The following is a 14,028-nucleotide window of genomic DNA, read 5'->3' on the forward strand; positions in this document are numbered from 1 at the left end:
CCGGCTGCCGCGCCAGCACCACAAGCATCTGAAGTCGACCAACATGCTCGAGCGCCTCAACGAGGAGATAAGACGCCGAACCTATGTCGTGCGCATCTTCCCCAACACCGAAAGCTGCCTGCGCCTCGTCAGGGCCCTAGCTGTCGAAACCAACGAAAACTGGATGGAGGCCAACCGCTACATCAACATGGACGATCTCAAGGAGCACAAAAAGCTCCAACTCCGAAAAGCAGCATGACCAGATTCATGGCCGCCCAAATTGCAGAACTTGACGCACACGACCCGTTATCACTGGACCATGCCGCTGGTGAGACGCTTGCACGGGCTGGCCGCCGCCTGCCCATAGCGCATGCGTTCATAGCGAATTTCTGGAATGCCCGGCCGCCCGCCTTTCCGGCCCGAGGCGCTGGGCGGAAAGGCGGAGCAGAAGGCGAGCGCCAAGGCACCCGGGGCAGGATGCGGGCGCTGTTGCCTGCTGCGTCTGCGGGCAGGTGCGGCATGGCCTGCGGCACTCGTGCAGGCGGGGATCCTGCCAGAATGCCTGACTGTGCCCGGCTGTGTGCCGGGCGCAAACCATGTGCGGATAGGGAGCCTCCCTCCAGACTGGCGCTGAATGGGCCGGTTGGCGTTCCGGCTCGTCGTCTAGATTTTGTTCTTCCTATGTTCCTATTGATTCCAGAAGAGTTTGATCCAGTCAAGCGGCTGCTTGACCGGATTTTCACTTTTTGTTCTGAGTTGCGCTGGCTTTAACACCCCTCAATGAGTGAAACCAATGCTCGATGAGCTTGACTCATCGAGCATTGGTTAAGCCCGTGCGGCGCTTGAGCATTTTCAAGGCGTGATGCGTCAGCATCGAAAGCCTTGGTATGAGGCTCATTGAGGGGTGGCTTTACTGCGAGCGGCGGTAGACGGAGATGTTACGGCTGGTGACGGCGCCGGGCAGCAGGACAGTCTGAGTGACGGTCAGCGTGCGGCCGTCTTCCGAAAGTTCGCGCTCCGCCTTCATCAGCGTGACGCCGTCGCGCTTGGCTTCGGAGACGAGATTGCGCTCGGTCGCAAATCCGAGACGCATGGAATCGGCCAGTCCGCTCTTGCCAAGGCGGATCGGCGGGCCGTCCGGCATGGCGGTGAAGCTGTCGTTGGTGACTTCGCCATTGGCCGACACGGTGTTCATCGTGAAGGTCAGCACGCCGAAATCGTCTTCGATGCGCAAGGTGGCCGAGCGCGGCGGCTCGCCCTGCTCGAAGTCGCTTTCCTCCACATCGAGGATCCAGGTGCCGAGAAACGGTTTTTCCTTGGCCATGTTGCCGTGCCTTTCGACTGGAGTGTGCCTCTGGTTGGGGCGCAATGCATAAGGCCGCCGCCTGCGCATGGCAAGCGGCGGCCTTATGACCGGTTGGTATTCAGATCAGGCGCTGAGCGCGTTCAGCTCGGCCACGATGGCATCGCCCATGGCGGACGTGCCGATGACGGTGGTGCCTTCCGAGGCGATGTCGCGGGTGCGCAGGCCCTTGTCCAGCGCATTGGCGATGGCCTTGTCCAGCATGTCCGCTTCCGCAACCTTCTCGAAGGAGTAGCGCAGGGCCATGGCGAAGGAGGCGATCATGGCGATCGGGTTGGCAGCGCCCGTGCCGGCGATGTCCGGGGCGGAGCCGTGCACCGGCTCATACAGCGCCTTGCGCTTGCCGGTGGCGGCATCGGGAGCGCCGAGCGAGGCGGACGGCAGCATGCCGAGCGAGCCGGTCAGCATGGCGGCCACGTCGGACAGCATGTCGCCGAACAGGTTGTCGGTGACGATGACGTCGAACTGCTTCGGCCAGCGCACGAGCTGCATGCCGCCGGCGTCTGCAAGCATGTGCTCCAGCTGCACGTCCTCATAGCCGTTCTTGTGGGTGGCGGTGACCACTTCGTTCCAGAGCACGCCCGACTTCATGACGTTGCGCTTTTCCATTGAGGTGACCTTGCCCTTGCGGGTGCGGGCCAGCTCGAAGGCGGCCTTGGCGATGCGCTCGATTTCGTAGGTGTCATAGACCTGCGTGTCGATGGCGCGCTTCTGGCCGTTGCCAAGGTCGGTGATGGTCTTCGGCTCGCCGAAATAGACGCCGCCCGTCAGCTCGCGCAGGATCAGGATGTCGAGACCCTCGATCACATCGCGCTTCAGCGAGGAAGCGCCAGCCAGCGCCGGATAGCAGATGGCCGGACGCAGGTTGGCGAAAAGCTGCATGTCCTTGCGCAGGCGCAGAAGGCCTGCTTCCGGGCGCACTTCGTAAGGCACCTTGTCCCACTTCGGGCCGCCGACGGCGCCAAAGATCACGGCATCGGCAGCCATGGCCTTGGCCATGTCGCCTTCGGAAATGGACTGGCCATGCGCATCATAGGCGCAGCCGCCGACGAGGCCTTCCTCGGTCTCAAACGTGTCCGTGCCGCGTGCGTTGAACCAGGCGATGATCTTCTTCACCTCGGGCATGATTTCCGGGCCGATGCCGTCGCCGGGCAGAAGAAGAAGCTTGTGAGTTGCCATGGGTGTCCATCCCGTTTTTGAAAATTGCTCTGGCCCTTGGGTTAGCGGCTTGAGGCTGCCTTTTCAAGGCGAAGGCGCGCGGCAAGAGTTCAAGCGAGGCTGAGCTTTTGATCAAGTGAGAGGCGGCATGCGCGTCAGTGGGCGGTCAGTCCCGCAGGATCCATGTTGCCGCCGCACAGCAGGATGCCGGTGCGCTCGCCCCGCTGGGGCACATAGGCACCACACAGCAGCGCTGCGAAGGCTGCTGCGCCGCCCGGTTCTGCCACCAGCTGCAGCCCCAGCCAGAGCCGCTGCTGTGCGGCCATCACCTCTTCGTCGCTGACGGTGACGACCCGCTCGACGCAGCGCGCACAAATGGCATAGGTGAGATCCCCCGCGCGGCGTGCGCCGAGGCTGTCCACCGCACTGCCGGAGACCGGCACGTCAACCGGCTCCCCAGCCTCAAGCGCGGCCTTCATGGTCTGGCAGCCTTCGGTTTCCACGCCGATGATGCGGGTCTTTCCGGCAAACCATGTGGCCATGCCGGCGATCAGGCCGCCACCGCCCACTGCAATGAGCAGCGTGTCGAGCCCTTTGGTCTGCCCGTCCCATTCCAGAGCTGCAGTACCCTGTCCGATGATGGTCTCCGCAGCGGCATAGGCGTGAATGTCCATCGCCCCTGTACGGGTTTCATAGGCGCTGCAGGCTTCCCGCGCTTCGGCATAGGTGGACCCGGTGATCTCCAGGCCTGCGCCGTAGCTGCGGATCTTGGCTTTTTTGAAAGGGGTTGCGAGCTCCGGCACGAAAATCCGCGCAGGAATACCGAGGCTGCGGGCGGCATAGGCAACTGCCGCACCATGATTGCCGCCCGACGCGGCAGCAATGCCGGCCGCCGGAATGTCCGTGCTCAGCAGCGTGTTGAAAGCTCCGCGCGCCTTGAAGGAACCGCTGTGCTGCAGGGATTCGAGCTTCAGGGAAACGCCCGCCGGAAGGCCGAGATCTCCGGATCTGAGCTGCAGAGCTGGCGTGACGCGGATATGGGGCGTAATTCGATCATAGGCAGCCTCAATGGCTGCAGCAGTCACGAGCATGATGGGCCCCGGTGTTCCATTATCTTCCGCCACCATAAAAAACTCTTTGGCTGCCTGCCAGAAGAGAATGACAGCATGATCCATAAGGATGACAGGGGAAGCTTTTCAGAAGCTTTCCGAAGAAGCGGCATGAGCCGTCAGCCTGCCGACCCTGCTTCGTCCACGGCCACCTACAGGCTCCGGCGCTTCCGGAGCCTGTGCAAGCGATGTCAGATGCGCGGCAGGATCAGGCGGCGAGAGCCTTTTCCACCAGCCGCACGAAATAGGAGCTTCCTGACGGGATCAGCCCGTCATTGAAGTTGTAGCGCGGGTGATGCAGGCTGGCGCTGTCGCCATTGCCTGCGAAGATGTAGGCGCCCGGCCGCTCCAGCAGCATGTAGGAGAAGTCCTCGCCGCCCATCATCGGCTCGGTCTCCTTCTGCACACGGTCAGGCCCGGCAATCTCCTCGGCCACGCTGACGGCAAAGTCCGTCTGGTCATCGTGGTTGGCGGTGACCGGATAGCCGCGGCGGAACTCGATCTCGGCCGTTGCGCCATAGGCGGTGCACAGGGCGTTGACGATCTCGTTCAGGCGCTTCTCCGCCAGATCGCGTGTGGCATCAGTCAGGCTGCGGATGGTGCCGCGCAGGGTTGCCGTTTCGGGAATGACGTTGAAGGCTGTGCCTGCCTCGAAGATCGTGACGGAGACGACCACCGAATCGAGCGGATTGACCGCGCGGCTGGCGATGGTCTGCAGGGCGCTGACGATCTGGGTGCCAACGATGATCGGATCAACCGTCTCATGCGGCTTGGCCGCATGGCCGCCGCGCCCGGTGATGGTGATGCGGAACTCATCGGTTGCAGCCATGATTGGCCCCTTGCGGATGGCAAACTCGCCCACCGGCAGGCCGGGCAGATTGTGCAGGCTGTAGACCTCGTCAATGGACCATCGGGTCATCAGCCCGTCGTCGATCATCGCCTTGGCGCCTGCGCCGCCCTCTTCGGCCGGCTGGAAGATGACCACCGCCGTGCCGTTGAAGTTGCGGGTTTCGGCGAGGTATTTCGCGGCGCCCAGCAGCATGGAGGTGTGGCCGTCATGGCCGCAGGCATGCATCTTGCCCGGCGTTTTCGACGCATAGGGCAGGCCGGTCATCTCCGCGATGGGCAGGGCGTCCATGTCGGCGCGCAGGCCAATCACCCGGCCAGCGCCGCCGTTCTTGCCCCGGATCACGCCGACAACGCCGGTCCTGCCAATGCCGGTCACCACCTCGTCCAGCCCGAAGCTGCGCAGCAGGTCAGCCACCTTGGCGGCCGTGCGGACTGTCTCGTACATGATCTCCGGGTTCTCATGGAAATCACGGCGCCAGCTGGCGATTTCATCGGCAAGATCGGCAATACGGTTGACGACCGGCATGGAAGGCTCCTCGGGGGACTAGGTACGGCCGGGTCTGGCCGGCAAAGCAGGTGTTCTTGCCAGAATGGTCTGGCGGAAAGGGATCTCTATAGGAGGGGTTGCCTGCAAAAAGCGCAAGCTGCTTTATGCGGCGTTGCAGCAGAGGCTGTTCGCAGGCGCCTTTGTATCAGGCTCCCAACGCTGGCCGGAAGCGGTAGACGCTGGTTTTCTTCACTTCCGAATCCTCAAGGCTGCGGATCACCGGCACCGTATAGGTGGCCAGATGCTCCAGCCTTTCCTTCGGCAGATAGGACCGGCCCGGATCGCCAACGAGAATCAGTGTGCGGGCCTCGTCCAGCTGGTCGAGCCAGGCAATCAGCTTGCGCGACATGGGCAGCTCGTAGAACACATCGCCGCAGATCATCAGGTCCGTCTGCGGCGGCGGAGTGCCGGTGATGTCACCCAGTTCCGTGGCCAGCGTGACGCCGTTGAGCGCCGCATTGAGGCGGATGGCCTCGATGGCAAAGCGGTCGATTTCAACGGCTGTTACCGATGCCGCGCCTGCCAGCATTGCAGCAATGCCGACAATGCCGGAGCCGGCGGCAAAATCCGTCACCGTCTTGCCCCGCACCAGATCCGGATTGTCGAGGAGATAGCGCGCCAGCGCCTGTCCGCCTGCCCAGGCAAAGGCCCAGAACGGTGGCGGCAGGCCGATTTCGCCCAGTTCATCCTCGGTCTTCTGCCACAGGTCCATGGCTTCGCTGGCGAGGTGGAGCCGGATTTCGCTGGCATGCGGGACGGCGAGCACTTCCGTGTTCGTCTCGATGAAGTGCTTCGGGTCTGCAATGCCGGTCAATCCGGTCTCCTGAACTGCGGGAAAAGGGAATCAGACGTTCGGATCGAGCCCGCCCATCTCGCACACCACTTTCCATTCTTCTTCCGTCACCGGCTGCACCGACAGGCGCATGGAGGTGACGAGGGCCATCTGGGCAAGGCGCGGCTCGGCCTTGACGGCGGCCAGGGTGACGGGCTTGGGCACATCGCAGACGGCGCGGAAATGCACGCAATCCCAGCGCGGGTCATCCGTCGTGCTGTCCTGCGCGGTGCCGCTGCACACTTCCGCCACGCCGACAATCTCCTTGCCGATGTTGGAATGGTAGAAGAAGGCCCGGTCGCCCAGCGACATGGCGCGCATGTTGTTGCGGGCCAGATAATTGCGTACGCCCGTCCATTCCTCGCCCGCAGCGCCCTTGGCTTTCTGCTGCTCCCAGGACCAGACGTCCGGCTCGGACTTGATCAGCCAGTATTTCACGGTCACTGCGCCTCCGGGTTCTTGATCACCCAGTTCCACGGGCGGATTTCGACGGAGGCAAACAGGCCGGCGCGGGCATAGGGGTCTTCCTGCGAAACGGCGAGGGCTTCGTCCCGGTTCTCCGCTTCGATGATGACGAGGCTGCCGGTCATGTTGCCGGCGTCATCGAGAAAGGGACCGGCCGCCTTCAGGCGGCTGCCCATGGCCTTGAGAAATTCCACATGCGCCGGGCGGTTGTCGAGGCGCGTCTGCAGGGCGCCGGGCTTGTCGGTGCAGATCAGGGCATAAAGCATGGAAGAACCTCCTGTTTGTGCCGCAGGTTAGAACATTTGACGGTGGAATGAAGCGGCAAAATCGCCGGGGCTCACGCAAATCTTGCGGCAGCCTGCGTCAGGCTCCGGCCTCGCGCCGCAGCGGGCGGCTCATCAGCCGGTTCAGCGCCTCGTCAATGGTCAGCCGGGCGGCGATCACATCGGCCACCACCTTGCAGACCGGCAGATCGACCCCGTGCCGCTCGCCCAGTTCCACGGCGATTTCAGCCGAGAATACGCCTTCGGCCAGCTTCTCGCCCGCATTCAGCAGCTCTTCTGCCGTGCGGCCCTCGCCCAGCTTGTAGCCGAAGCTGAAGTTGCGGGACTGTGTGGAGGAGCAGCTGAGCACCAGATCGCCAAGGCCTGAAAGGCCCGTCAGTGTTTCCGGTCTTGCACCCATGGCAAGGCCCAGGCGCGTCAGTTCGGCAAAGCCGCGTGCGGTGAGAGCGGCCTGCGCCGAGGCGCCGAGCTTGCGCCCGGCCACTGCACCGCAGGCGATGGCCAGAACGTTCTTCAACGCTCCGCCCACCTGCGTTCCGATGAGGTCACTCGAGGCATAGGGCCGGAAGCTGGCGGAGGCGAGCGCCAGCGCCAATGCATCAGCCATTGCGCCGTCACGGGCGGCAACCGTTACGGCCGTCGGCAGGCCGCGCGCCACATCGGCGGCAAAGCTCGGGCCGGACAGCACGGCCGGATGAGCCTGCGGCAGCACTTCGGCCAGCGTGTCGGTGAGAAGGTTGCCGGTGCCCTTTTCGATGCCTTTGGAGCAGAGCACCACTGGCGTGCCTGGGCGCAAAAGCCCAGCCAGCGGCGTCAGCACGGCGCGGGTGGTCTGCGCCGGTGTCACCAGCAGGATGGCATCGGCCTTTGCCGCTTCGGTGATATCGCCGGTGGCCGTCAGCGGCTCGTCGAAGGTGACGCCCGGCAGATAGGCGCTGTTGGTCTGGCGGGCGCGGATTTCTGATACAAGGGCGGGATCGCGGGCCCACAGCAGGACGGACCGGCCCGCACGGGCTGCCGAAAGCGCCAGCGCCGTGCCCCAGGCACCGCCACCCAGAACGGCAATGGTCTCGATCCCGGCCATGTCTATCTCCCTTGCAGGCGCTGCCGCAGCAGGCCGATTTGTGCGCCGAAGCCCTCGTAGAACACGGCAGGGTCCACCTCGGTGAACAGGTCCTGCCAGAACAGGCGGAAGCGTATCGGATCGCCGCCGCCGCTCGGCGTCATTTCGTAGTGTTCCCACTCGTCCTTGAGAATCACCGGCAGCGTGGCGTGAAAATGGCGGCGCTTGTGCAGATCGCGCCCCCGGCCATTGTCGAACACGTGGTCCTGGTCCGTGAGGTGATCAAGAACGCCGTCCAGCGTCAGCCCCGTTTCCTCGAAGAACTCGCGTCTTGCGCCGATGAGGTGGCTCTCGCCCGGATCCAGCGTGCCGCCGGGCACCTGAAGGCCGATTTCCGGCTGATCCGGCTGGGCAAATACCAGCAGCTTGCGCCCGCAGGTGAGGTAGACATAAGCCTTGTGGCGCACTTGCATGGCAGCATCCATCCTTCGAAACCGCCCCTGCCTAGCAAGTCCGGTGCGCGAAGGGAACCGGGTTTCGGGGTGCTGCATGTGCCGGTTGGCCGGAAACGGTCAATCCTGACGCCAGGATTGCTGATCTATGGGCAGTTTCCGCTGTGGGTCGTAGACAGTGACCTTGTGTGGCAGGGTGTCACTCCATTGCCATAACACAAGGTTGAAGTGCTCCAGCTTCGCTCCCGGAGCAAAAGAGGGAACGAGAATTCCTGCCGTTCCAGTCTCGATCAGCGCATCGGCAATGTCCCATGTGGGAGCAATGGAATTCTGGCCGTGAGGCGGCATCCATGCCCCGCTCATATCCGCCAGCGGAATGCCAAGGGCCTTCTGCGTTTCAGGATCTCGAAGGTCCAGAATATCTTCACAGTCCACATCATACTGGACGAGCGTGAGAGGTTCCATCCGGTGCGAAAAGCCATGCGCCATCTCGCAGATGACGCCTTCTAGTGACGAGGCGAGATATAGGGCTGGCACGCCGGGAGCATTCCAGCGTCCGCCATGAAGCTTTGCACCTTCTCCAGACAGGGGCGCCCATGCCCATCGTGGGTCATGTCCTCGAAAGAATGCCCTCTGAACCCGCACGGCTTATGAAAATGAGCCGGTGGCGACGCTGTCGAGATAGTCCCGCACGGCGGTAGCCTGTCCTGCTTTCACGAGCGATTCCGCTGTCCGGTCACCGAAGGCGGGAATGGGATGTGAACAGTACCAGTGGAGAGCTTCTGCCTTTCCGCCGGCCCATCTTTCGATGCGGGCGAGAATGTCTCTGCGCTCAAGATCAATGCCTTCAACAACGGACGCATCGGAAGACGTATCCGTGGCAATAAGAATGACCTTCCGTGCGCTTCTGAGGTTGCGGAGTTTGCGCAGGACCTGACGCAATGGCTTGTCTCCGGCGGTGCCAAGAACAATCTTTCGCGTGCCGCTTACAATGCGATTGCTGGCAGCGTCCTTGCTGCTTCCAGATGTTCTGCCCTGCGCCTTTGCCATTCTGCACCTCGTTCCGAGCCCAGATATATTGCGCTCATTCCGGGGCTTCATCAAGCGCTGGGTATTTCACACCTTCGCGCCCTTTTTTCCCGCGCCGAGCAGCCCGGCGGAGGTCTCGTCGAGAGGCCAGCGGGGGCGGGGGAAAAAGGACATGCCGTCAAGGGCAGCGCCCGTGCGGCGGGCTTCCACCATGTGCTCGATCCCGGCCCAGGCGATCATGGCGGCATTGTCCGTGCACAGGCGGGCAGGGGGGGCGATGAAGCGGGCTCCGGCTTCATCGGCGGCGGATGTCAGCGCACGGCGGATTTCGCCATTGGCGGCAACACCGCCTGCCACGACGATTACAGGCTCAACCCCGGCAAAACGCTGGCGGAACAGGGCAAGGGCTGCGCGGGTGCGGATGGCGAGCACATCGGCAACCGCCTTCTGGAACCCGGCACACAGATCACAGACGGTCTGCTCGTCCACCGGCTGCAGCTTTTGCGCCGTGGTGCGCAGCGCCGTCTTCAGTCCGGCAAAGGACATGTCGAGGCCGGGCCGGTCCATCAGCGGGCGGGGCAGGGCAAAGCGGCTGGCATCGCCGCGCAGGGCCATCCGCTCCACCGCCGGGCCGCCCGGATAAGGCAGGCCGAGCAGCTTGGCGGTCTTGTCGAAGGCCTCGCCGATGGCATCATCAATGGTGCTGCCCAGCCGCTCATAGGCGCCGATGCCGGTGACCAGCAGGAACTGGGTATGCCCGCCCGAAACAAGCAGCAGCAGATAGGGGAAGTCCAGCTGGTCGGTGAGGCGCGCTGTCAGCGCATGCCCCTCCAGATGGTTGACGGCGATGAGCGGTTTTCCGGCTGCCATGGCAATGGACTTGGCCGTCATCAGCCCGACGATAACCCCGCCGATGAGGCCGGGGCCTGCGGTGGCTGCTACTGCGTCGATGTCATCGAAGCTGACGCCAGCTTCCGACATGGCCTCGGCCACGATCCGGTCCAGCACGGCGATATGGGCACGGGCAGCGATTTCCGGCACCACGCCGCCGAATTCGGTGTGCTCGTCAATCTGCGAGCGGATGACGTTGGAGAGGATTTCCGGCGCCTGCGGCCCGCGCACCACGGAAGCGGCGGTTTCGTCGCAGCTGGTTTCGATGCCAAGAACTGTCAGCATTGGGTCCTGCCCGCCGTCGCGGCTGCCGTGGTTTCACGGGGTTGCCGGTGTCTCAAAAGGTGCTCCGGTGCCCTAATCCGGCCCATCCCGTATAATCCGGGATTGTGCCGCCTTGGACAATGGCGCTAGAGAACCTATTGTCATCATGAATTCAATGGTCAGCCCCTAGCACCCGGATCCTTCGTCTTGCAATCGAAACCTTTGCGCATCGGAACGCGTGGCAGTGCCCTCGCACTCGCCCAGGCCCATGAAACCCGTGACCGGCTCGCCGCCGCCCATGGCCTCAAGGAGGACGACTTCGAGATTGTCGTGATCAAGACCTCGGGCGACCAGATTCAGGACCGGCCGCTCTCGGAAGCGGGCGGCAAGGGCCTGTTCACCAAGGAAATCGAAGAGGCCCTGATCGAGCAGCGCATCGATCTGGCCGTGCATTCCTCCAAGGACATGCCGACCGTTCTGCCGCAGGGGCTGGCGCTGACGGCCTTTCTGCCGCGCGAGGACGTGCGCGATGCCTTCATCTCGCCCAAGGCCAAGCACCTCATGGATCTGCCGCAGGGCGCGGTGGTGGGCTCGTCCTCCCTGCGCCGTCAGGCGATGATCAAGCGCCTGCGCCCGGACATCGAGGTGGTGATGTACCGGGGCAACGTGCAGACGCGGCTGAAGCGCCTGGAGGAGGGGCAGGTGGATGCCACGCTTCTGGCCCATGCCGGCCTGCGCCGCCTTGGCCTTGCGCATATCATCACCAGCCTGCTCGACACGGAAGACTTCCTTCCCGCAGTCGGACAGGGCGCCATCGGCATCGAAAGCCGCATCGATGACGAGGCGACGCTGAAGCTGCTCGCGCCCATTCATGACCGTGACACGGAAATCCGGCTCACTGCCGAGCGCGCTTTCCTGGCGGTGCTGGATGGGTCCTGCCGCACGCCGATTGGCGGGCTGGCGGAAGTGGACGGGAACCGACTGCGCTTCCGGGGCATTATCCTGCGCCCGGATGGAAGCGAGCACCATGCCGTCACCCGCGAGGGCGGACTTGATGATGCCTTCGAGCTTGGCTGCGAGGCGGGTCAGATCCTGCAGTCTCTCGGTGGTCCTGCCTTCTTCCGGTACTGAGGTTCCTCATGCGCATTCTCGTCACCCGGCCCTATCCCCATTGTGCCCGAACCGCCGCGCGCCTGCGCGACATGGGGCATGAGGTGATCGAGGCGCCAGCGCTGGATATCGTGCGCCGTGCGCCGGACGAGATCGACCTCGACGGAGTCGATGCGCTGGCCATCACCAGCTCGCAGGCCATCGGCGCGCTGGTGGGTCACCGCCAGCTGCCGGAACTGGCGCGCCTTGCCGTCTATACGGTGGGTGCACGCACGGCGGCAGCGGCGCGGGAGCTCGGCTTCACCTCGGTGCTGAGCGCCGATGGGGATGCGGAAGACCTGTCGCGCCTGATCGAGGCCTGCCACGGAAGTGGCGACATTCTCTATTTTGGCGCGCGGGACCGCTCGGGGGATCTGGAAAAGCACCTTGCTGCCGCCGGGATCGGCTGCCGCCTGATCGAGGTCTATCAGGCCGATCCGGTCGCCAGCTGGCCACATGAGGTCAATGAGGCGCTGGTAAAGGGCGAGATCGACATTCTGCTCGCCTATTCCACCCGTTCCGCCGAGGTCTGTGCCAATCTGCTGCGCGGCCTTGCGCCCGCCATGCTGCCGCGCATGGTGGCGCTGTCGGCCAAGGCCGGGGCGCCGCTGACGGCGCTGGGGCCTGTGGAATGGGCGGAGACGCCGGACGAGGAGGCTCTGTTCCTGCGCGCCTTAAACCGCTGTTAACCGGCTGGGTGGCCTGCTCCCCCCCCGGCCAGACATCATGTCACGCCGGGTCAGCGGTTCCTGCCCTGCCGGTATCGTGTATAGTTGATGACCCTGAAGCCGGTCATGCCACAGGAGGAAGAGGTCATGGTTTCCGAAAAGGACAAGCCCGGTCAGGGCGCCAAAGGCTCCGAATCTGCAACCGGCGCATCTTCATCCAGCGCGGCAGGCGGCTCCCGCCGCCCGGTGACCATCGATCTGGTGCCGGAGAAGGTGGACGCAAAGGGCGAGGCTCCCAAGGCGGATACCCCCAAGGTGGATACCCCCAAGGGTGACGCAAAAGCGCCGGTTGCCGAACCGGCTGCCGCGGCAAAGCCGTCAGCACCGAAAGCCGGGACCGCTGCCGCAGCTCCGCAGGCAGGCGCCTCTGCAAGCCCCAAGGCGGCTCAGGAGGCAGCGGCTGCCAAGTCTGCATCCGCAGCCTCTACGCCGCAGGCGAGCCCGGCTGCTGCCAGCCAGAGCGCGGCCGGTGCCGCCAAGCCGTCCGCTGCTTCCGCAGCTTCGCAGAATGCTGCAGGCCCCAGCGCTTCCGGGCAAGGCGCTGAGCCTGCCGCTTCATCCGCCTCGTCTTCTGCCACGGCTCAGGCCGAGCGGGCGCCGTCCTCATCGCAGCCGCGCCGCCCGGCGGCTGCCTCCATCGGCTTCGGTGGTGCGCTGGCGGCTTCGCTGCTTGTCAGCGCCGCCGTGTTCGGCGCCGGCTACGGGCTCAATCTGGCAGGCTATCTGCCGCTGCGCGCCGGGCTCAGTGCCGAGGTTGCCGAACAGGCGGCGCTGGACGCCACCCGTCTCGACACGCTGGAGCGCCGCCTGGCCGAATTACAGGCTGCGGCTCCGGCTGAAGGTCAGGCACAGGGCGATGCCCAGCCTCCCGTCCCGGAGGAACTGGCGAGCCTCGACACGCGCCTGACCCAGACCATTGACGCCCTGCGCGGTGACACATCTTCCCGTCTTGCCGATTTGACCAGCCAGCTTGATTCCCTGCGTGGCAGGATGGACGGCATGGCTGGTGCAGCGCCTGCCGAAGGCGGCGAGCCAGCTCCCGCGTCTTCCTCCCCGGCCCCTGATGCGCAGCTGATGGCCCGTCTGGACGGCATGCAGAAAGCCATCGACAGTCTGTCAGCCTCTCTGGCCGCGCTGCAATCGGCGGCCACCAGCACCGAAGCGGCAATCCGCACCGTTTCGGATGCGCAGGGGCGCAATGCCGGCACGCTGACCAGTCTGTCTGCCGATCTGACGGCGGCAACGGAAGAGAGCCGCAGGTCCCTGGATGCGCTGAAAGCCGAAGCCGGGGAGCTGACCCAGCGCCTTGCCGCTGTGGAAACCACCATGGGCGATGCCACCGCCCGTGAAATGGCAGCGCGCGCCGTGGCCGTTTCCGCGCTCAAGACAGCGGTGGATGCGGGCAAACCCTTCGAGACGGAACTGGCCGCCCTGCGCGCCAGCCTGCCGGAAGGCACGGACATTGCCCTGCTGGAGAGCCATGCGGCACAGGGCATTGCCCCGCAGCAGAAGCTGATGGCGGACTTCGCGCCCGTGGCCCGCGCAATCCACGCCACCTTTGCCAAGCCAGCCGAAGACGGGTCGATTCTTGGCAGCCTGACCTCCAGCGCCGCCTCCATCTTCACCGTGCGCGGACCGGGCGATGCCAGCGGGCAGGGGCCGGAAGCTTCCCTGCGGCGCATGGAAAATGCCGTCTCTGCCGGGGATCTGCCTGCCGCGCTGGCCGCTTATGACGAACTGCCGGAGGCGGGAAAGACGGCCGGTGCGGACTGGGCAGCTTCTGCCCGCGCCCGTGTGGCCGTTGATGTGCTTACGGAAAAGACTTCGAAGGACGTTCTCTCCAGCCTCGCCCGCAAGGGCAGCTGA

16 protein-coding genes are annotated in these 14,028 nt (G+C 64.5%); 4 read left to right on the forward strand and 12 right to left on the reverse strand.

Annotated features, from left to right (window positions below; genetic code table 11):
* Nucleotides 1–238 (forward strand): IS256 family transposase (locus tag H163_RS23135; protein WP_026355861.1); only part of this gene is annotated, 238 nt, incomplete at its 5' end.
* 651 nt (nucleotides 239–889) lie between these two features.
* On the opposite strand, the gene H163_RS0117850 is transcribed toward H163_RS23135, so the two are convergent.
* The 12 genes from H163_RS0117850 to tsaD form a co-directional block, all read right to left on the reverse strand.
* Nucleotides 890–1,303, reverse strand: coding sequence for a hypothetical protein (locus H163_RS0117850; protein WP_019965981.1), 414 nt, complete (start codon nucleotides 1,301–1,303; stop codon nucleotides 890–892).
* A 105-nt stretch (nucleotides 1,304–1,408) separates the two neighbouring features.
* Complete coding sequence (gene leuB, locus H163_RS0117855) at nucleotides 1,409–2,521, reverse strand: 3-isopropylmalate dehydrogenase (protein WP_019965982.1); 1,113 nt, start codon at nucleotides 2,519–2,521, stop codon at nucleotides 1,409–1,411.
* A gap of 134 nt (nucleotides 2,522–2,655) precedes the next feature.
* Nucleotides 2,656–3,591, reverse strand: a complete 936-nt coding sequence (locus H163_RS0117860; RefSeq protein ID WP_026356010.1) for a threonine/serine dehydratase — start codon at nucleotides 3,589–3,591, stop codon at nucleotides 2,656–2,658.
* 226 nt (nucleotides 3,592–3,817) lie between these two features.
* Nucleotides 3,818–4,984 (reverse strand): M20 aminoacylase family protein, encoded by a 1,167-nt coding sequence (locus H163_RS0117865; protein ID WP_019965984.1) that lies wholly within the window; start codon nucleotides 4,982–4,984, stop codon nucleotides 3,818–3,820.
* Between the two features lie 166 nt (nucleotides 4,985–5,150).
* Complete coding sequence (locus H163_RS0117870; RefSeq protein WP_019965985.1) at nucleotides 5,151–5,819, reverse strand: class I SAM-dependent methyltransferase; 669 nt, start codon at nucleotides 5,817–5,819, stop codon at nucleotides 5,151–5,153.
* Between the two features lie 30 nt (nucleotides 5,820–5,849).
* Nucleotides 5,850–6,275: an EVE domain-containing protein gene (locus tag H163_RS0117875; RefSeq protein ID WP_026356011.1), complete on the reverse strand. Its 426-nt coding sequence runs from the start codon at nucleotides 6,273–6,275 to the stop codon at nucleotides 5,850–5,852.
* Between the two features lie 2 nt (nucleotides 6,276–6,277).
* Nucleotides 6,278–6,568 carry a YciI family protein gene (locus H163_RS0117880; RefSeq protein ID WP_019965987.1) on the reverse strand — a complete coding sequence of 97 codons (291 nt, stop codon included), beginning with the start codon at nucleotides 6,566–6,568 and terminating at the stop codon, nucleotides 6,278–6,280.
* Nucleotides 6,569–6,665: 97 nt separating this feature from the next.
* Nucleotides 6,666–7,670 carry an NAD(P)H-dependent glycerol-3-phosphate dehydrogenase gene (locus H163_RS0117885; protein WP_019965988.1) on the reverse strand — a complete coding sequence of 335 codons (1,005 nt, stop codon included), beginning with the start codon at nucleotides 7,668–7,670 and terminating at the stop codon, nucleotides 6,666–6,668.
* A 2-nt stretch (nucleotides 7,671–7,672) separates the two neighbouring features.
* The gene (locus H163_RS23140) at nucleotides 7,673–8,122 is read right to left on the reverse strand and encodes an NUDIX hydrolase (RefSeq protein WP_040679195.1); all 450 of its coding nucleotides are present in this window, start codon (nucleotides 8,120–8,122) and stop codon (nucleotides 7,673–7,675) included.
* Nucleotides 8,123–8,221: 99 nt separating this feature from the next.
* Complete coding sequence (locus tag H163_RS0117895; protein WP_026356012.1) at nucleotides 8,222–8,746, reverse strand: RES family NAD+ phosphorylase; 525 nt, start codon at nucleotides 8,744–8,746, stop codon at nucleotides 8,222–8,224.
* 3 nt (nucleotides 8,747–8,749) lie between these two features.
* The gene (locus H163_RS24055; RefSeq protein WP_019965991.1) at nucleotides 8,750–9,151 is read right to left on the reverse strand and encodes an antitoxin Xre/MbcA/ParS toxin-binding domain-containing protein; all 402 of its coding nucleotides are present in this window, start codon (nucleotides 9,149–9,151) and stop codon (nucleotides 8,750–8,752) included.
* 66 nt (nucleotides 9,152–9,217) lie between these two features.
* Nucleotides 9,218–10,306, reverse strand: coding sequence for a tRNA (adenosine(37)-N6)-threonylcarbamoyltransferase complex transferase subunit TsaD (gene tsaD / locus H163_RS0117905; protein ID WP_019965992.1), 1,089 nt, complete (start codon nucleotides 10,304–10,306; stop codon nucleotides 9,218–9,220).
* Between the two features lie 186 nt (nucleotides 10,307–10,492).
* Here tsaD and hemC point away from each other — a divergent pair, with 186 nt between their 5' ends.
* The 3 genes from hemC (at nucleotide 10,493) to H163_RS23780 (ending at nucleotide 14,028) form a co-directional block, all read left to right on the forward strand.
* Nucleotides 10,493–11,416 (forward strand): hydroxymethylbilane synthase, encoded by a 924-nt coding sequence (gene hemC, locus H163_RS0117910; protein WP_026356015.1) that lies wholly within the window; start codon nucleotides 10,493–10,495, stop codon nucleotides 11,414–11,416.
* Between the two features lie 8 nt (nucleotides 11,417–11,424).
* On the forward strand, nucleotides 11,425–12,123 hold the full coding sequence (locus H163_RS23775; RefSeq protein ID WP_019965994.1) for a uroporphyrinogen-III synthase: 699 nt from the start codon (nucleotides 11,425–11,427) through the stop codon (nucleotides 12,121–12,123).
* Nucleotides 12,124–12,249: 126 nt separating this feature from the next.
* Nucleotides 12,250–14,028, forward strand: coding sequence for a COG4223 family protein (locus H163_RS23780; RefSeq protein WP_160118281.1), 1,779 nt, complete (start codon nucleotides 12,250–12,252; stop codon nucleotides 14,026–14,028).

Source organism: Pannonibacter phragmitetus DSM 14782, assembly GCF_000382365.1.
Classification (GTDB): Bacteria; Pseudomonadota; Alphaproteobacteria; order Rhizobiales; family Stappiaceae; genus Pannonibacter; species Pannonibacter phragmitetus.